Annotated in this window: 18 protein-coding genes; 14 read left to right on the forward strand and 4 right to left on the reverse strand. The window is 43.7% G+C overall.

The window, feature by feature from the left end; translation table 11 throughout:
- Positions 1-34: 34 nt before the first annotated feature.
- Positions 35-1,675 (reverse strand): acyl-CoA synthetase, encoded by a 1,641-nt coding sequence (locus tag H9629_RS01370; RefSeq protein WP_064102311.1) that lies wholly within the window; start codon positions 1,673-1,675, stop codon positions 35-37.
- Between the two features lie 233 nt (positions 1,676-1,908).
- Between H9629_RS01370 and H9629_RS01375 the strand changes: the two genes are divergently transcribed.
- The 5 genes from H9629_RS01375 to H9629_RS01395 all read left to right on the forward strand — a co-directional run bounded on the left by H9629_RS01375 (position 1,909) and on the right by H9629_RS01395 (position 7,893).
- Entirely contained in the window at positions 1,909-3,195 is a 1,287-nt protein-coding gene (locus tag H9629_RS01375) for a D-arabinono-1,4-lactone oxidase (protein WP_064102312.1), read from the forward strand.
- Between the two features lie 10 nt (positions 3,196-3,205).
- On the forward strand, positions 3,206-4,363 hold the full coding sequence (locus H9629_RS01380; protein WP_191730418.1) for an alanine racemase: 1,158 nt from the start codon (positions 3,206-3,208) through the stop codon (positions 4,361-4,363).
- 227 nt (positions 4,364-4,590) lie between these two features.
- Positions 4,591-6,513 (forward strand): threonine--tRNA ligase, encoded by a 1,923-nt coding sequence (gene thrS / locus H9629_RS01385; protein ID WP_004647517.1) that lies wholly within the window; start codon positions 4,591-4,593, stop codon positions 6,511-6,513.
- Between the two features lie 5 nt (positions 6,514-6,518).
- Positions 6,519-7,070 (forward strand): translation initiation factor IF-3, encoded by a 552-nt coding sequence (gene infC / locus H9629_RS01390; protein WP_064094722.1) that lies wholly within the window; start codon positions 6,519-6,521, stop codon positions 7,068-7,070.
- 133 nt (positions 7,071-7,203) lie between these two features.
- Positions 7,204-7,893 (forward strand): HAD hydrolase-like protein, encoded by a 690-nt coding sequence (locus H9629_RS01395; protein WP_171255294.1) that lies wholly within the window; start codon positions 7,204-7,206, stop codon positions 7,891-7,893.
- Between the two features lie 42 nt (positions 7,894-7,935).
- Here H9629_RS01395 and H9629_RS01400 read toward each other — a convergent pair whose 3' ends face one another.
- Both H9629_RS01400 and H9629_RS01405 read right to left on the reverse strand, forming a co-directional pair.
- Complete coding sequence (locus tag H9629_RS01400; protein ID WP_191730419.1) at positions 7,936-8,487, reverse strand: hypothetical protein; 552 nt, start codon at positions 8,485-8,487, stop codon at positions 7,936-7,938.
- 103 nt (positions 8,488-8,590) lie between these two features.
- Positions 8,591-9,046: an Hsp20 family protein gene (locus H9629_RS01405; protein WP_191730420.1), complete on the reverse strand. Its 456-nt coding sequence runs from the start codon at positions 9,044-9,046 to the stop codon at positions 8,591-8,593.
- Between the two features lie 282 nt (positions 9,047-9,328).
- Here H9629_RS01405 and H9629_RS01410 point away from each other — a divergent pair, with 282 nt between their 5' ends.
- From H9629_RS01410 to H9629_RS01435, 6 genes are all read left to right on the forward strand, one after another.
- Complete coding sequence (locus H9629_RS01410) at positions 9,329-9,949, forward strand: glutathione S-transferase N-terminal domain-containing protein (protein ID WP_064094718.1); 621 nt, start codon at positions 9,329-9,331, stop codon at positions 9,947-9,949.
- Positions 9,950-10,023: 74 nt separating this feature from the next.
- On the forward strand, positions 10,024-10,314 hold the full coding sequence (locus H9629_RS01415; protein WP_191730421.1) for a hypothetical protein: 291 nt from the start codon (positions 10,024-10,026) through the stop codon (positions 10,312-10,314).
- A gap of 7 nt (positions 10,315-10,321) precedes the next feature.
- Entirely contained in the window at positions 10,322-10,744 is a 423-nt protein-coding gene (locus tag H9629_RS01420; protein WP_191730422.1) for a YqaA family protein, read from the forward strand.
- Positions 10,745-10,929: 185 nt separating this feature from the next.
- Positions 10,930-11,124 (forward strand): 50S ribosomal protein L35, encoded by a 195-nt coding sequence (gene rpmI / locus H9629_RS01425; RefSeq protein WP_004278281.1) that lies wholly within the window; start codon positions 10,930-10,932, stop codon positions 11,122-11,124.
- 11 nt (positions 11,125-11,135) lie between these two features.
- Positions 11,136-11,495, forward strand: coding sequence for a 50S ribosomal protein L20 (gene rplT / locus H9629_RS01430; RefSeq protein WP_004647525.1), 360 nt, complete (start codon positions 11,136-11,138; stop codon positions 11,493-11,495).
- 153 nt (positions 11,496-11,648) lie between these two features.
- Complete coding sequence (locus H9629_RS01435) at positions 11,649-12,131, forward strand: GNAT family N-acetyltransferase (RefSeq protein WP_191730423.1); 483 nt, start codon at positions 11,649-11,651, stop codon at positions 12,129-12,131.
- Between the two features lie 350 nt (positions 12,132-12,481).
- Here the strand turns inward: H9629_RS01435 and H9629_RS01440 are convergent, their stop codons facing one another.
- Positions 12,482-13,507, reverse strand: a complete 1,026-nt coding sequence (locus H9629_RS01440; RefSeq protein WP_064094715.1) for a hypothetical protein — start codon at positions 13,505-13,507, stop codon at positions 12,482-12,484.
- Between the two features lie 159 nt (positions 13,508-13,666).
- Here H9629_RS01440 and pheS point away from each other — a divergent pair, with 159 nt between their 5' ends.
- The 3 genes from pheS to H9629_RS01455 all read left to right on the forward strand — a co-directional run bounded on the left by pheS (position 13,667) and on the right by H9629_RS01455 (position 17,456).
- Positions 13,667-14,647: a phenylalanine--tRNA ligase subunit alpha gene (gene pheS / locus H9629_RS01445; protein ID WP_004278272.1), complete on the forward strand. Its 981-nt coding sequence runs from the start codon at positions 13,667-13,669 to the stop codon at positions 14,645-14,647.
- Between the two features lie 134 nt (positions 14,648-14,781).
- A complete protein-coding gene (pheT, locus tag H9629_RS01450) occupies positions 14,782-17,163 on the forward strand; it encodes a phenylalanine--tRNA ligase subunit beta (RefSeq protein ID WP_064094714.1) in 2,382 nt (793 codons plus the stop codon).
- Complete coding sequence (locus H9629_RS01455) at positions 17,160-17,456, forward strand: integration host factor subunit alpha (protein WP_004783565.1); 297 nt, start codon at positions 17,160-17,162, stop codon at positions 17,454-17,456. The genes pheT and H9629_RS01455 overlap by 4 nt, the downstream gene beginning before the upstream one ends.
- Positions 17,457-17,471: the final 15 nt, after the last annotated feature.

Genomic DNA, 17,471 nt, shown 5'->3' on the forward strand with positions numbered 1-17,471 from the left:
CGGACAGATTTTGCGGGAACCTGCTTATCTGGAGTTAAGAGAACTCACCTTGTGCGCGTTCTTTAGCCCATTCACGTAAAACAAATTTCTGCAGTTTGCCGGTCGAAGTTTTTGGAATCTCGGTAATCACCACATCCTTAGGCACTTTAAAGCGGGCCAGATGCTCACGGCAGAATTCCATAATTTCTTCTTCAGTGGCCTGGGTACCTTCTTTAAGTTCAATAAAGGCACATGGCACTTCCTGCCAGCGTGGATCAGGCTTGGCAACTACTGCTGCAGTGAGTACGGCCGCATGTCGATATAATACTTCCTCGACTTCAAGCGAGGAAATATTTTCCCCACCGGAAATAATCACGTCTTTGGAGCGGTCAGTGATTTTGGCATAACCATCCGGTTGGCATACTGCCAGATCGCCAGTATGGAACCAGCCTCCTGCAAAGGCTTCCGCGGTGGCTTCGGGATTTTTCAGATAGCCTTTCATCACGATATTACCACGGAACATGATCTCACCCATGGTCTGTCCATCGTGTGGTACTTCCTGCATGGTGTCGGGATCAAGCACTTTCATGCCATCCTGCAACGGATAAGGTACGCCCTGACGGGAGTGCAACTGCGCCTGTTCCTGAATGGATAAATCACTCCAGCCTGCCTGAGATGCACATAGGGCAGAAGGGCCATAGGTTTCTGTCAAGCCGTAGACATGCGTTACATTAATGCCGATATTGCGCATACCCTCAATAATGGCCGCAGGAGGAGCAGCACCTGCCACCATGACTTCGACCCGGTGCTCAAACTTGGTCTTTTTCTCTTCAGGCGTATTGATCAGCATCGACAGGACAATCGGTGCACCACAGAAATAATCGACCTTATGTTCAGCGATCAGCTTAAAGATCAGTTCAGCATCGACTTTACGCAGGCAGACATTGGTTCCGCCGTTGGCCGCCATGGTCCAGGCAAAGCACCAGCCATTACAGTGGAATAGCGGCAGGGTCCATAAATAGGTGGCGCGGGGTGTCATGCCACAGGCAATGATATTACTGGCTGCATTAATGTAAGCACCGCGATGATGATAGACCACACCTTTCGGGTTGCCGGTAGTGCCAGAGGTATAGCTTAAGCTGATGGCATCCCATTCATCTTGGGGTAAATGCCATTCAAAGTTTGCGTCGCCTTGGGCAATCCAGTCTTCATATTCGATTTGACCAATACGCTGCTCTTCACCTTCAAACTCTTCATCAGCCACATCAATCACATAAATGTCTTGTGAAATCAAAGCCAGTGCTTCTGCTGCAAGTGCAGTAAATTCGGGGTCGACCAGCAAGACTTTACTTTCAGCATGCTCCAGCATGAAAGCAAGGGTTTTGGCATCCAGACGGGTATTTAAGGTGTTGAGGACTGCGCCTGCCATCGGTACGGCAAAATGCGCTTCGATCATGGCAGGGACATTAGGCAGCAGGACAGAAACAGTGTCATTTTTACCGATGCCTAATTTCTGCAGCTGGTGAGCAAACTGACGGCAACGGTTATATTTCTCACGCCAGGTGATCCGACGCTTTCCGTGGATAATCGCATTCTGATTTGGATAAATATAAGCTGCACGATCCAGATAGCGTAAAGGTGACAAAGCTACAAAATTCGCGGGTGTACGCGGTAATTCATCATATGCGCTAACCATGGTAAAACTCCGTTCTATATTTATTTTGATATCCTGCTGAAAAGATATGTACTTCTTGGAAATCTTGCATTTATGCTTTAGTCGAGTACGATTTTAATAATTTTAAGTAATTGAATATTAATAAAAATATTTAATCCTGTTTAAATGTTTTGAACCCATGGGTTCCCATGTTTGATTTTTTAGGTATTTTACTCTAATTGAGCCATTCAAATTATATAAGCCAAGGAATAATAATGAAAATACAACAGGCAGATGCCACATGGCGAAACTGGTCAGGAAGCCAGTTGAGTTCTCCTCACATTTTTCAGCCTGGAGAAATGAATGAATTACAAAATTTGGTGAAGTCCCAGGCGCAGATGCGTACAGTGGGTGCAGGGCATTCCTTTAGCCCACTCGCCAAAACAGATAAAGGACTGCTTAATCTTGATCAGTTCACAGGTGTGGTGGCCTTTAATCAAGCGAAATCCCAATGCACTGTCCAGGCCGGTACCCGTTTATATAATCTAGGTAAAGAACTGGCAGCCATTAATCAGGCTTTAATCAATCAGGGTGATATTGACCAGCAAAGTCTGGCTGGTGCAATTTCCACCGGAACCCATGGCACCGGTATCGATTTACCCTGTTTATCTGCTTTTGTGGAAGGCTTTGAATTACTGACTGCAGCGGGAGAGCTGCTGCAATGCGATGCCCAGCAGAATACCGAGATATTTCAGGCTGGACGGGTAGCGCTGGGTAGTTTGGGGGTGTTGACCAAAATTACCCTGCAAAATCGGCCATGCTATAAATTAAAAGAACAAATCCGTTTGTGTTCATTAAAAGATGTTTTTACGCATATTGAGCAATGGAAATATCAGCATCGACATATTGAGTTTTGGGCTTTTCTGCATGCTGATCAAGTAATGCTGAAAACTCTGGATGAAACAGAAGATGACGTTCAGCCGAGGCAAGAGAGCTGGCCTTCGGAAGATACTTTATTGACCTTATGTTCCGAGTTGACACGGCTTTTCCCCCAGACGAATCCTTATCTGCAAAAACTGCTCGGTGTATTTGTCAAACCGACTCGTTATGTAGACTGGTCATCCAGAATTTTTCCAACTCCGCGTAAGACCAGATTTAATGAAATGGAATATCAGATTCCGGTCGATTCGGGATTGCAGTGTCTGGACGAGATTCTGCATATTTTACGCAAACATCAGGTGCCGATGTTTTTTCCCATCGAGTTTCGTTATGTCAAAGCCGATGATATCTGGCTGAGTCCTTTTTATCAGTGTGACGCGGTTTCGATTTCGATTCACCAGTTTTATAAACAGGATTACCGGACCATCTTTGATCTGATTGAACCGATTTTACAGAAATATCAGGGACGGCCGCATTGGGGCAAGTTGCATAGCATGAGCGCTGCTTCGCTACGTGATCTCTATCCGAAATGGGATGATTTTATGCGAGTACGTCAGCAACTGGATCCACAGAAAAAATGGCTGAATCCGTACCTAAAACAATTATTTTTATCTGGAAACTGAGGCTTTGGCGATGCAAACAGAGTATTTTCAGCAACTGACGCAGGACTTAAAACAGCAGGGGACTGGTACACCGCAACTGATTCTGGATTTGACCCAATATCAGCATAATCTGGGTCTGGTACAATCAAGATTACCTGCGCAGTTAAAACCACGTCTGGTAGTAAAATCCTTGGCGAGTCCCCCGTTACTTCAACTGGCCAGTGAGAAACTGAATACCCGGCGCTTTATGGTCTTTCATTTGCCCCATCTGCTGGAGATTATAGGGACATTTCAACAGGCCGATATTTTGCTGGGAAAACCCATGCCGGTTCAGGCGCTAAAACATTTTTACCAAAAATCCTCTAGTCAGAATAAAGCAAATATCCAGTGGCTGATTGATGATATAGAGCGTCTGAAGCAATATCTGCAACTCGCGCAGAACCTGAATCTTTGCCTGAATGTCAATATTGAAATTGATGTGGGCCTGCATCGCGGAGGTGTAAGCAGTCAGGCACAGTTTGTCGGCTTACTTAAACTGATTCAGCAATATTCCTCATACCTGAAACTGTCTGGCTTGATGGGTTATGATGCGCATGTGGCAAAACTGCCAAAAATACTGAAATGTCCTGAAAAAAGCTATCGGCGATCGCAGCAGATTTATCAGCACTATAAAACTATTTTGCAGCAGCAATTCCCTTATTTATGGCATGAAGGTCTGTGTTTGAATGGTGGGGGAAGCGCTACTTTTATGCAGCATTGCCAGCAAAGTGTCTGCAATGATCTGTCTTTTGGTTCCATGCTGCTCAAACCCAGTGATTTTGATCTGGATCATCTCTCTACCTTGAACTGCGCTTTATGGATTGCTGCGCCAATTCTAAAAGTATTGCCTTATAGTCAGCTTCCCGGTCTCGAAGTACTTGATTATCTGCCACATCCGTATAAAGCATTATTTATTTATGGCGGTTATTGGCAGGCAAGTTACTGTTATCCTGAAAAAAGTCGACTGCATATGTTGTATGGTCGCAGCAGTAATCAGGAAATGGTTTTGGTGCCTAAATACTGCGGGCTACAAGTGGATGATTATGTCTTTTTGAGACCGACACAAAGTGAAGCTGTCATTCCGCAATTTGCCCAGCTTTATAGCTACAGCAAGAGAAAATTTATGGCATGGGACACTTTTCGGGAATAATAAAATTCTGAACTAAAAAATGAGCTTAAGTTTTTTTAAATCAGATATGGTTTTGGTGATAAATCTTATTTTTATTGGGGAAAAGGTTTAATCATGCGGCCAAGCCGTGTAAAATTCGAATCGATTTTTATTTATCCACCGTTTTTATCTTTTGAGGTTTTCCCTCGATCATAATCTCGCGGTGATATGCTCCATGGTACGGGGCATCACTCCTTAAGGATTTTCTTATGCCAATTATCACTTTGCCAAATGGCGATCAAAAACAGTTTGATCATGCCGTATCTGTGATGGAAGTTGCTCAAAGCATCGGTCCTGGTCTTGCAAAAAATACAGTCGCTGGACGTGTAAATGGCCGTCTGGTTGATGCATGCGATTTAATTACCGAAGACGCAACTTTACAGATTATCACGCCTAAAGATGATGAAGGCGTCGAAATTATTCGTCACTCATGTGCGCACTTGGTGGGTCATGCGGTTAAACAGCTGTTCCCAGAAGCGAAGATGGTGATTGGTCCTGTCATTGAAGATGGTTTCTATTACGACATTTTTAATGCAAAACCATTTACCCCAGATGATATGGCTGCGATTGAAGAGCGCATGAAAAAGCTCATCGATCAGGACTACGATGTCATCAAAAAAATGACGCCACGTGATGAAGTGATCAAAGTGTTCACTGAGCGCGGCGAAGATTACAAACTACGTCTGATTGAAGATATGCCAGATGAGACCCAGATGGGTCTTTACTATCATCAGGAATATGTGGATATGTGCCGTGGTCCCCACGTGCCAAACACCAAATTCCTGAAATCGTTTAAACTCACCAAGATGTCAGGTGCGTACTGGCGCGGTGATGCGAAGAACGAGCAGTTACAGCGTATCTACGGTACAGCTTGGGCAGACAAGAAACAGCTTGCAGCTTATATCAAGCGTATTGAAGAAGCAGAAAAACGCGATCACCGTAAAATTGGTAAAGCGCTGGACTTGTTCCATATGCAAGAAGAAGCACCGGGTATGGTGTTCTGGCATCCAAATGGTTGGACCATTTACCAAGTCCTTGAACAGTACATGCGTAAAGTGCAGCAGGACAATGGCTATCTAGAGATTAAAACACCACAAATCGTAGACTTTAGCTTGTGGGAAAAATCGGGCCATGCGGCGAACTATGCAGACAACATGTTCACCACGCATTCGGAAAGCCGTAATTATGCGGTGAAACCAATGAACTGCCCATGTCACGTGCAGGTGTTCAACCAGGGTTTGAAATCTTATCGTGATCTTCCAATTCGTTTGGCAGAGTTCGGTTCATGTCACCGTAACGAGCCATCGGGTTCATTACACGGCATTATGCGTGTTCGTGGCTTTACTCAAGATGATGCGCATATCTTCTGTACTAAAGAACAGATTGGTCCTGAAGTTGCAGACTTTATCAAATTGACACTAGACGTATACAAAGATTTCGGCTTTGAAGAAGTACAAATGAAGTTGTCGACACGTCCTGAAAAACGTGTAGGTGATGATGCGCTTTGGGATATGGCTGAAAAATCTTTAGCTGATGCTTTAGATGCAGCGGGTCTTGAGTGGGAGCTTCAACCGGGTGAAGGTGCATTTTACGGTCCGAAGATCGAATTCTCATTAAAAGACTGCTTAGGCCGTGTCTGGCAGTGTGGTACCATTCAGTGTGACTTCAACTTGCCAGAACGTCTGGATGCATCTTATGTAACTGAAGACAACGATCGTGACCAGCCTGTGATGTTGCACCGTGCAATTCTTGGTAGTTTCGAGCGTTTTATTGGTATACTGATTGAACACTATGCGGGCTTCATGCCACCTTGGCTGGCACCAGTGCAAGCCTGTGTGATGAATATTACCGATTCACAAGCAGAAGCGTGTGAGTCAGTCGTCGCAAAACTTAAAGAAAACGGTATCCGTGCAATTTCTGACTTGAGAAATGAGAAAATCGGCTTTAAGATTCGTGAACGTACATTAGAGCGTATTCCATACTTACTGGTACTTGGGGACCGTGAAGTAGAGGAAGGTACAGTAAACGTGCGTACCCGCTCAGGAAAAAATTTGGGTACTATGTCAATCGATGCTTTCGTTGATCTAGTAAAAACAGCCGTAGCCGAACGCGGCCGGTACATTGTGGAGTAACAGCGATTAAACAGCCTGACCGTAATCAACAGGGCGGTAACAAATCAAACCGTCCTGCCTTGAATGATGAAATTCGTGCGAAAGAAGTCCGTCTTGTAGACGAAAATGGTGAGCAAAAAGGGATTGTAAGCTTAGCTGAAGCCCTACGTGCAGCAGAAAGTGTTGAACTTGATCTTGTAGAGATCGTAGCAAATGCTGAGCCACCTGTATGTAAGATCATGGACTTCAACAAGCATTTGTTTGATCTTAAGCAAAAGCAGAAAGAAGCGAAGAAAAAACAACATCAAGTCCAGGTGAAAGAAATCAAGCTACGCCCGGGTACTGATGTTGGTGATTACAACGTAAAATTACGTGCAATCATCAAGTTCCTTGAAGAAGGTAATAAGGTGAAAATCACGCTTCGTTTCCGTGGTCGTGAGATGGCACACCAACAGTTGGGTCTAGCTCAATTGCAAAAAATTGAAGCTGACGTGGCTGAATTCGGTACTGTTGAACAGATGCCGAAAATGGAAGGCCGTCAAATGGGTATGCTGCTTGGTCCTAAAAAGAAAAAGTAAGCTCTCATTAAGCGAAAAAAGCCCTGCATCAGCAGGGCTTTTTTTATTAAAATCAGAAAATGTAGAGTATAAAACAATCAGATAGATTAAAATTGTTATAGCCTGATTCGTTTATTATTTAATGATTTTTTTTATGATGCAGTGGGTTAAAGAGTTTTTTAAAAATGATTCGATGATCGATCATCAGCATCACTTGCCCTATCAAGTGGTGATTTTTGATGTGGATGGTACTTTGGTCGATTCTTTCCCGCTCTTCATCGGTTTATTAAACCGGCATGCTACCAAGTACCAATATGCTGAGTTGAATGCTGAACGCATTGAATATTTTAGATCTTTTCCACCGCGTACCATTCGTAGAGAGTTGGGCTTGTCACGTTTAAGCGCGATTCGTTTAGCATTGGATTGTAAACGGACTATGCAACAGCACAGCCAGCAACCTGTCGTGTTCGACGGAATGGATCAATTGCTGCAACAGTTAAAGCAAGCTGGTATATGCTTGGCGGTCGTGACCTCCAATTCGCTGGAGAACTGTCATGCCAGTCTTGGCCAACAGCGTCTTGCTCTGTTCGACTGGATTATGCCAAATGCCTCAATTTATGGTAAACAGCGACAAATCAGAAAGATATTACGCCATACCCATTGTTCAGCACAACGCGCCATTTATATTGGTGACCAAATTTCAGATATTCATTCCGCACAAGCCTTGGGTATGCCTGTGGCAGCGGTGACATGGGGATTTAACCATGCGCATGCATTGGCAGAGGCCAAACCAACCTATTTGTGTCAAACAGTGGATGAATTGACAGCGTGTTTATTACCATAACCTGTTCACCCGGTATAAAAAAGTGTTCAGTTGATGGCTTTTTTATGCTCTGAAATTCCAGGCACTTTGTATGGCCTGCATAATCTGTTGAGCCTGCTGACGAGAAAACATCGACAGTTGAATCCGGAAAAATCCAAGACAAAATTGATTTATCCGACCGGGGTGGTGCAATTTAAAATCCAAAGTGCCATCGCGTTGACTGATGACATGCGCTGGCATGTTATAGAGCCAGCGTTTGAGATGGGCTTTGAGAGAATCATAGCGCGGATTCAGAAAACTATACTGTACCGAGTGCCGTTTTAAGCACAGGCTGATTCGGAAATCTGCCAAAGTATAATAAATGGCGTGTGAGGTAATTTTTAATTTAGTTCCAAGCATAAGTACGGCAAGACCAAGAAAGCCACCAATATAAATATAAAAGCCAGGAGCCTCCTGCCATAAAAATAGCAGCCCTTGAAGAAAACTGGAATTGCTACCCATACTGCTCAAATAGAAAATGCCGAATATTCCAACCGGACAGCACAGTAGCAGATATCCAGTTGCGCGCATGATTGGGCTGGCTTGATGAAACAGGATATTTTCTGGCGCATTCATGGTTTATTTTAATGATCAGAAAGCGTATTGCCTCAATGAGCTTAGGTAATCCGTAGCCAAAAAGAAAGGCCCTTTCGGACCTTGCTTTTTAGCCTAATCAAGCTTATTCCACTGATTTTTCACTATTTTCAATGAGCAGTTTCTTGCCGATCGGAATTTGTCGAGGTAATTTCTCTTCTGGAATAATGCGCTGCAAGTCAATGATCAGCAATCCATTTTCATAATCTGCCTGTTGTACCTCAATATACTCATCCAGGCGTAAAGACAATTTAAACGCGCGTCGTACAATTCCTTTGTGCAGGAATTCGATAGCGTTATTGTCCTGATTTTCAGGTTGCCCCAAGATGGTCAGCAACTTGTTTTCCAGACGAATGTCGAGTTCTTCCTGACGAAAACCCGCAGTTGCCATCACGATGCGGTAATTATTCTCCCCATGCTTTTCGATATTATACGGCGGATAATTCGGTGTATCGCTTTGCACGGCGTAATCAATAAAGTCATTCAGGCGATCAAAACCAATACTACGACGAAACAAGGGATGAAGATTTAAGTTACTCATGATTAGAACCTTCTCATTTAAGTAAAGTTATAAAAACAAGAAAATAAGATCTGTCAGGTGAGACATCTACAGTGCAGAAGACTGACTTAATTCTTATGCAAAAATAAATATGTGTATGTGGCTGAAATTTTCAAGATATCCAATATAAAAAATATAAAATTTTAATAATATATTGATTTTTATTATAAAATAATTTTTATCTCCAGGCTTGTTGTTTCCTTCTAAATCCTCTATGTTGGAGACATCATCGCACGTGACAAGTGCAGGGAGTATTAAAAGAAAATGATCGATTTATATTACTGGGGCACCCCGAATGGCCACAAAATCAGTATAGCCCTGGAAGAAATGGGGCTGGAATATCAAATTATTCCAATCAATATTCTAGAAAATGACCAGTTCCAGTCCGATTTTCTGGCTATTTCTCCCAACAATAAAATCCCGGCAATCGTTGATCAGAATGGGCCGAATGGTCAGCCCATTTCAATCTTTGAGTCAGGCGCGATCTTGCAATATCTGGGTCGAAAAACAGGTTTGTTTTATCCAGTTGATGAAGTAAAGCGTGTTCAGGTGGAACAATGGCTGATGTGGCAAATGGGCGGTCTGGGACCAATGCTCGGACAAAATCATCACTTTAGCCGTTTTGCACCTGAGCGGATTGCTTATGCCACAGATCGTTATGTCAATGAAAGCAAACGTCTGTATGGTGTGTTGAATAAACAGCTGGTCGGGCAGGAGTATGTGGCTGGCGAATACTCGATTGCCGATATGGCGATATTTCCATGGTTATTGCGATACGACTGGCAGCAGATCAATCTGGAAGATTATCCTGAAGTTTCCAAATATATTGATCGCTTGAATGCACGTCCTGCAGTTCAGAAAGCGTTGGCGATACAGGTCAGTTAAGCTGTAGCCTTTATGCTAAAATAGCCTTAAGCAAATAAAGCCACCCTTACGGTGGTTTTTTATTGGATGGATATATGAACGATTTTCTTCTGAACTTTACCAAGATTATTGAAAGCAATACCCGAATTTACTGGAGTATCCTCTTTGGAATTGCCGCATGTCTAGTGCTTTATATTGCTGAAATTGTGCATATTGATCAGGTGATTGCAGCCTTGAATACCAAAGATCAGCAGATTCTCCGTGCAGCGATTGAACCCATTACTCAGCAGTATAAATGGGGGCGGATTATTGTCATGGTGGCAGCAGTAATTTGGTCGAGTTGGGAATACAGCAAAGCCAAGAAAAAGCTGGGTTTGAGCCGTTAATAGCTGTATGAGTCTGTTGCTACTATTTCTGTCGGCCTTTGGTGCAGCGACTTTATTGCCTTTACAGTCTGAAGCTGTTTTGCTGGGGCTTTTAGTGCAGAACAAGCAGCATGAAGTGCTGTTAATTGCGGTGGCCAGTCTGGGGAATATACTGGGTTCCTGCGTGAACTGGTATCTGGGCCTCAAGATTGAACATTATAAAAATAAAAAGTGGTTTCCGGTTTCGGCAGACAAGATGCTCAAGGCGCAAACGACCTATCAGAAATATGGTTACTGGTCTTTACTGCTGAGCTGGGTGCCTATCATTGGTGATCCGATTACCCTGATTGCGGGACTATTAAAAGAAAACTTCGCCCGTTTTCTGCTGATGGTCAGCATCGCTAAAATTGGACGTTATCTGTTTGTCTATGCGGCCTTTGCCTTGTTCTAAGCCTGAAGCTATTTTCTTGATTCAGTCTTGGATATTATTTCAGAGCGAAATCATTCTTTAAATTCGCTTATTGGGTGAAGATGCTTTTGTTTTAAACAAAGATGCTTTAGAATACTCGCTCCCTTACCTGCAGGTCGTTTTGTAATGGTGCAAACGAGCCGAACAGGTGTTCAAAAGAGGTTGTTATGCCTAAGATGAAAACTCGCCGTGGTGCAGCTAAACGCTTTAAAGCGACTGCTAACGGTTTTAAGCGTAAACAAGCGTTCAAACGCCACATTTTGACCAAAAAATCTGCTAAGCGTATTCGTCAATTGCGCGGCTGTGTAATGGTTCACGTAAGTGACGTTGCTTCAGTTCGTCGTATGTGCCCGTACATCTAAGGAGATTATAAATGGCTCGTGTAAAACGTGGTGTACAGGCTCATCGCCGTCACAAAAAAATTCTTGCTCGCGCTAAAGGTTACTATGGTGCTCGTTCACGCGTTTACCGCGTAGCGTTCCAGGCGGTAATCAAAGCTGGTCAATATGCTTACCGTGACCGTCGTCAGAAGAAACGTCAATTCCGCGCTTTGTGGATTGCACGTATCAACGCTGGTGCTCGTCAAAATGGTTTGTCGTACAGCCGTATGATCGCTGGCTTGAAAAAAGCTCAAGTGATTATCGACCGTCGCGTACTTGCTGACATCGCTATGCATGACGCAGTTGCGTTTGCTGCTTTAGCTTCTAAAGCTAAAGATGCATTGGCTGCATAAGTCTTTATGACTTGAAAAAGACCGCTTTTAGCGGTCTTTTTTTATGCTTAAATAAAAGTAGTCATTTTAAATATTATTTAAAAATCAGTATTGTAAATCCTATATTTTTTAGTCATTGTTAAATTGCATAATCAAAAATAAGGCTTAAAAATAATGATTCGACTTGCCACTCAACAGGATGTCCTGCCGATTGCTCAAGTGCACGTACAAAGCTGGCGTGAAAGCTATAAAAACATCATCAAACAAGAAATTTTAGATGCATTATGTGTAGAGCAAAGAGCCGCCTTGTGGCGTTCTGTTCTTGAAGGGGCGAATCGACGGGTATTTGTCTATGAAGAAAATGCTCAGGTGCTGGGCTTTGCTGCTTTCAATTTTCCGGTAGATGCACCCATCAGTGAATTGAGAGCACTTTATTTGCTTCAAAATATTAAAGATCGCGGCATTGGACGTGATTTGGTTCAATTGGGTCTGGGCTTAAGTCGAGAAAAATCCTATCAGCATATGCAATGTAGCGTATTGAACCTGAATTCCAGTCGTTATTTTTATGAAAAGACCGGCGCCTATTTTGTCAGTGAAGGAGATGCCAGTGATCTGGGTGAGAATCTTAAAGATTTATATTATCAGTGGGACATTTAATTTTTGAAGACTCTGGGCAAGCTGGCTCAACGTAGAAAAATCTAAACCCTGGAAAAAGACGATGGGAAATAAATCAGCCCTTGCACTGTAGGGCTGATTTATCCTTTTATCTCAATATCTCCACCAGTCAATCAAAAGGGCATTTCCGGGCGATCAGCATAAATAACAGCTTTGGTCTCATTCCGACAATGCTGCAATTTTCAGACAGCTGCTTGACCTTAATTCCATCATAGGTTGGATAATCAAAACCTATCACAAAATCTTCAGCATTATTTCAAGCTGATGTCTGCTCCTGAGTATCAACGTCTCTATTGAATTCTGCCCGGGATGTAAGCTTTTCTGGCAAAATGTTAAAGGCCGAAATAGTAGCCAATCAGACAGATAATCACGGTAATCACAATTAAGGTCAGCACATTTGCAGACGAACTGGATTTTCCTGGGTCCTGAGGTTTTTCTGCTTTAGAAATTTTTGGTGAGCGGTCTTCGGTACTCATACCCACAAATGGATCAGGCGCAACTTTAGGTGTTAGCTGTGCCGTTTTATAGTGGTTGGCGACTTTGCTGATGAATTTAGCACTTAAATCATCAATTTTTTGCGAAAAATGTCGCAGGTTAAGTTGCTGCTCCGGGCTGAGTACTTCGCCATCTGCACGATAGGGATGCTGGATTTTCGTTTGAATAAAGTCATTTAAGGCATCTAGGCGGTACAAAGTCTGGTGAGCATAATCCGCTGAATAGTCAGTGGGAATTAAGGCCAAATGACTTTCGTTATCGGCCTGAATGGCAGGCATGGTGCCGTAATAGGGCAAATTGGTATACGCTGGTTCGGTAAAATCTTGGGCAAGGCTACTTTCAAACAGTTCATGATCGGTATAAGCCTGGATATCATCCCAGTTTGGGGCTTCCAGATCGACATCAATGCGCTTGGCCAGTTTAGGATTTAACTCATAACACCAGAAAGTTTCATGGCGTAAAGGGGACTGCTGTGATTTAGGAGCTTCGTAATCATTGTCTGCGCTGTACCATTCAGGCAGTTCCTTGCCGATGATCCAGGCTGTTTTGGTTTTGGCACCATGACTGACAATAAAATGCGCCAGTGGTAATAGCTCGACATTGGCATTCGGATTTTTTTCATCAATCAGTAAATCAGAGCGATGCAAGCTCAGTCGGCGTACGCCTTGTTTTTTCAGGCCTTCCAGCCAGATCTGAAAATGCTGAGCCAGCAGGTGTTGTGACATCAGATCCCGAAAGGCAAACTGATGCTGATTAAAAATGGCATGTTGAATCCAACGATTGAAACTCAGGCCCTGAGACAAATATTCATTGCCATAAGTGACCAGGGTCAGTTGCTGTTTCCAAATTTGATCGAGTGCCATAGTGATTTGATCTGATTGATATTGTGTTTATCTTATACTTTTTATATTTAATCATGCCAATCTAATTTTCCTTAAAACGCATCTTCATCAAAGTGTCTAAAAACTGTTAGAATGTGGGGTTTTTAAAATATTTTTTAACCTGTTGCTTTGAGAGTTACTATGTCACTGGAAGCCCTGACCACTGAAGCGCTCGCTGCGATTGCAGCAGCTCAAGACCTTGCTGCACTTGATCAAGTACGAGTGCAATTTACGGGGAAAAAAAGCCAGCTCGCGGAACAATCTAAGTCGCTTGGTAAAATGGATCCTGAAGAACGTAAAGTCTTCGGCGCACAAATCCATGCTGTACGTGAAACCATTACCGCTGCATTGACATCACGTCAGGCAGAACTGCATAAAGCTGCCTTAGAACAAAAACTGGCAAGCGAAACCATTGATATTACTTTACCAGGTCGTGGTCAGCAGGTGGGCAGTATCCATCCAGTGACCCAAGTGCAAGAGCGTATTTGCCAGTTCTTTACCAAGGCAGGTTTTACGGTTGCAACAGGTCCTGAAGTTGAAGATGACTATCACAACTTTGAAGCACTGAACATTCCAGGTCATCACCCAGCGCGTGCTATGCATGATACTTTCTATTTTGATGTGAACCATTTGCTGCGTACGCATACGTCTGGTGTGCAGATTCGTACCATGGAAACCCAGCAGCCACCAATCCAGATCGTGTGTCCAGGCCGTGTTTACCGTTGTGATTCGGATCAAACCCACTCGCCGATGTTCCATCAGATCGAAGGTTTATACGTGGCTGAAAATACCAGCTTCGCGGAACTGAAAGGTTTGCTGATTAACCTGCTGAACGAATTCTTCGAAAAAGATTTGAAAGTACGTTTCCGTCCATCTTATTTCCCGTTCACCGAGCCAAGTGCGGAAGTGGATATTATGGATGAACGGGGTCGCTGGCTGGAAGTACTGGGCTGCGGTATGGTGCATCCGAATGTGCTGCAAGCTGCAGGCATTGATCCTGAAAAATACAAAGGCTTTGCTTTTGGTCTGGGTGTTGAACGTTTTGCAATGCTGCGTTATGGCGTGAATGACTTACGTATGTTCTTCCAAAACGATGTGCGTTTCTTACGCCAGTTTGCTTAAAAACAAATTTATACCTCTCCCTAACCTCTCCTAAAAGGAGACGGGTGTCTAGATATGACATAGGGCTCTCCCTCTTTGGAAGAAAGTGGGAGTTAGAGGGGATTCTAGAGATTTGAATTACAGGTTTTATATCAATGAAAATTAGCGAAAATTGGCTACGCACATGGGTCAACCCAGCCATCGATAGCGAAAAACTTTCTGATCAATTGACCATGTTGGGTCTGGAAGTGGATGAGCTTGCACCTGCAGCAAAAGCATTTACTGGTGTAGTGGTTGGTGAAGTCCTGACAGTAGAACAGCATCCAGATGCTGACCGTTTACGTGTGACTACTGTCAATATCGGTTCAGGTGAGCCACTGCAAATTGTATGTGGTGCGCCAAACGTACGTGCCGGCATGAAAGCGCCAGTTGCGACCATTGGTGCAGTACTTCCAGGCGATTTCAAAATCAAGAAAGGCAAGCTACGTGGTATCGAGTCACAAGGTATGCTGTGCGGCGCTTCAGAAATCGATCTGGAAGATAAAATCGATGGTCTTTTAGAGCTGCCTGCAGATGCACCGGTTGGCGTCAATATCCGTGAATATCTGGATCTTGATGACAACGTGATTGACATCAGCATTACGCCGAACCGTGGGGACTGCTTCAGTATTCGCGGGATCGCACGTGAAATTGGGGTGATCAACCAATTGCCAGTGACTGCCCCTGAAATTAAAGAAGTAGCTGCGACTATTAGCGACGAAAAGAAAGTCGTTGTGTCGACTGAAGGCTGCCCACGCTACTTGGGTCGTGTGATCAAGAACGTAAATACCAAAGCGCCAACCCCTGAATGGATGGAGCGTGCATTGGCGCGTTCAGGTATCCGTCAGCACAGCATTCTGGTCGATATTACCAACTATGTGCTGATGGAGCTGGGTCAACCGCTACACGCATTTGATGGCGGTAAAGTGAAAGGTGCGGTACATGTACGTCAAGCGACGGAAGCTGAAAAGTTAGTTTTGCTCAATGAACAAGAAGTTGAACTTAACGAAAAAGTGATGGTGATTGCAGATGATGAAAAAGCATTGGCCATTGCCGGTATTATGGGCGGCTTGTCTTCAGCAGTCAGCGATGCAACCACTGAAATTTTCCTAGAATCTGCATTCTTCGCGCCACTGCATATTGCCGGTCGTGCACGTAGCTTTGGCTTGCATACCGATGCTTCTCAGCGTTATGAACGTGGTGTCGATTTTGAATTGCCATTGATCGCTATGCACCGCGCATCACAATTGATTGCGGAACTTGCCGGCGGTGAGTTCGGGCCAATTACGGTTGCAGAAAATGCAGCCCTATTGCCAACACGCGATGCAATTGAGTTGAATCAAGCCCAAGTGGATCAACTGCTAGGTTATAGTGTTGACTCAGCGTTCATTACTGATGCTTTAACCCGTTTAGGGTGTGAAGTCACAGTAAAAGCAGAAGGTGAGTGGTCTGTAGTGCCGCCATCACATCGTTATGATATGGTGATTTACCAAGACTTGATTGAAGAAGTGGCTCGTATTCATGGTTATGACAATATTCAAATCAGTTTGCCTGTGATTGATGTGAAGCTGGCCAAATATCAAGATCAATTCGAATTGGGCCAACTTCGTCAAACCGCGGTAACTTTGGGTTACCAAGAGGCAATCAGTTTTAGTTTTGCAGACCTAAAACTTGAAAAGCAACTTAATTCTCATGTGAAACCTTTAGCATTAGCGAATCCAATTTCAAGTGATTTAGCGGTAATGCGTTCAACCTTGCTCTCTAGCCTGATTCCTTGTGTTCAATACAATATCAATCGTCAGCAAAGTCGGGTACGTTTCTTCGAGCTAGGTCTGCGTTTTGACTATCAAGAAGCGAACAGTATTCATGATTTAAAACAGATTCCAACCTTTGCCCTGATTGCAACGGGTGCACGTACCCCTGAGTCTTGGCATGGCAAGGCACAGCCAATGGACTTCTTTGACTTTAAGGGCGATATAGAGGAAATTCTGGCTGCTGGTCGTGTCAAAGTGGAATATATACGTTCAGAGCGTAGCTGGTTGCATCCAGGACAATCCGCAGAGATTCTCGTGAATGGTCAATCAATTGGTTACTTGGGTCGTTTACATCCCTCACTTGAAGACGAGCTTGATCTGGCAACCACATGGGTAGCAGAATTGGATCAAGCGGCTGTTTTGCAAACTTATGTATCTAATTTTACAGAATTATCACGTTTTCCATCGGTTCGACGTGATATTGCTCTTTTAATTAATGATAAGATTAATGTTAGCGAAATTCAGGGACTTATCGAAAAAACAGGCGGAGAGCTTTTAGACTCAACTTGGTTGTTCGATGTGTACACTGGACAAGGAGTAGAAGAAGGGAAACGCTCACTGGCATTTGCACTTCTCTGGCAGCATCCAAGCCGTACACTGGAAGATGCTGAAATTAAATCAGGTATGGATAATATCCTTCAAGTGTTAGAAAACACTTACCAAGCGACATTGAGGGCTTCATGACAGCACTAACTAAAGCAGAAATGGCTGATCATTTAAGTGAGCTCACGAGTTTAAACCGTCGTGAAGCAAAACAAATGGTTGAGTTGTTCTTCGATGAGATTAGCCAGGCGCTAATCTCAGGCGAGCAAGTAAAACTTTCGGGTTTTGGTAATTTTGAGTTGCGTGACAAGCGTCAACGTCCAGGCCGTAACCCGAAAACGGGTGAAGAGATTCCGATTTCTGCACGCCGTGTAGTGACCTTCCGTGCGGGACAGAAGTTTCGTCAACGTGTGGGAAATGAGCAGATCAACTGATCTGCTTTTTTTAAA

It is taken from the genome of Acinetobacter pecorum, from assembly GCF_014837015.1.
Lineage (GTDB): Bacteria > Pseudomonadota > Gammaproteobacteria > Pseudomonadales > Moraxellaceae > Acinetobacter > Acinetobacter pecorum.

Bases quoted from the DNA above. Each gene is read 5' to 3' on its own strand.
- H9629_RS01370 (WP_064102311.1), bottom strand. From the start codon at position 1,675: ATGGTTAGCGCATATGATGAATTACCGCGTACACCCGCGAATTTTGTA.
- H9629_RS01375 (WP_064102312.1), top strand. From the start codon at position 1,909: ATGAAAATACAACAGGCAGATGCCACATGGCGAAACTGGTCAGGAAGC.
- H9629_RS01380 (WP_191730418.1), top strand. From the start codon at position 3,206: ATGCAAACAGAGTATTTTCAGCAACTGACGCAGGACTTAAAACAGCAG.
- thrS (WP_004647517.1), top strand. From the start codon at position 4,591: ATGCCAATTATCACTTTGCCAAATGGCGATCAAAAACAGTTTGATCAT.
- H9629_RS01395 (WP_171255294.1), top strand. From the start codon at position 7,204: ATGATGCAGTGGGTTAAAGAGTTTTTTAAAAATGATTCGATGATCGAT.
- H9629_RS01400 (WP_191730419.1), bottom strand. From the start codon at position 8,487: ATGAATGCGCCAGAAAATATCCTGTTTCATCAAGCCAGCCCAATCATG.
- H9629_RS01405 (WP_191730420.1), bottom strand. From the start codon at position 9,046: ATGAGTAACTTAAATCTTCATCCCTTGTTTCGTCGTAGTATTGGTTTT.
- H9629_RS01410 (WP_064094718.1), top strand. From the start codon at position 9,329: ATGATCGATTTATATTACTGGGGCACCCCGAATGGCCACAAAATCAGT.
- H9629_RS01415 (WP_191730421.1), top strand. From the start codon at position 10,024: ATGAACGATTTTCTTCTGAACTTTACCAAGATTATTGAAAGCAATACC.
- H9629_RS01420 (WP_191730422.1), top strand. From the start codon at position 10,322: ATGAGTCTGTTGCTACTATTTCTGTCGGCCTTTGGTGCAGCGACTTTA.
- rpmI (WP_004278281.1), top strand. From the start codon at position 10,930: ATGCCTAAGATGAAAACTCGCCGTGGTGCAGCTAAACGCTTTAAAGCG.
- rplT (WP_004647525.1), top strand. From the start codon at position 11,136: ATGGCTCGTGTAAAACGTGGTGTACAGGCTCATCGCCGTCACAAAAAA.
- H9629_RS01435 (WP_191730423.1), top strand. From the start codon at position 11,649: ATGATTCGACTTGCCACTCAACAGGATGTCCTGCCGATTGCTCAAGTG.
- H9629_RS01440 (WP_064094715.1), bottom strand. From the start codon at position 13,507: ATGGCACTCGATCAAATTTGGAAACAGCAACTGACCCTGGTCACTTAT.
- pheS (WP_004278272.1), top strand. From the start codon at position 13,667: ATGTCACTGGAAGCCCTGACCACTGAAGCGCTCGCTGCGATTGCAGCA.
- pheT (WP_064094714.1), top strand. From the start codon at position 14,782: ATGAAAATTAGCGAAAATTGGCTACGCACATGGGTCAACCCAGCCATC.
- H9629_RS01455 (WP_004783565.1), top strand. From the start codon at position 17,160: ATGACAGCACTAACTAAAGCAGAAATGGCTGATCATTTAAGTGAGCTC.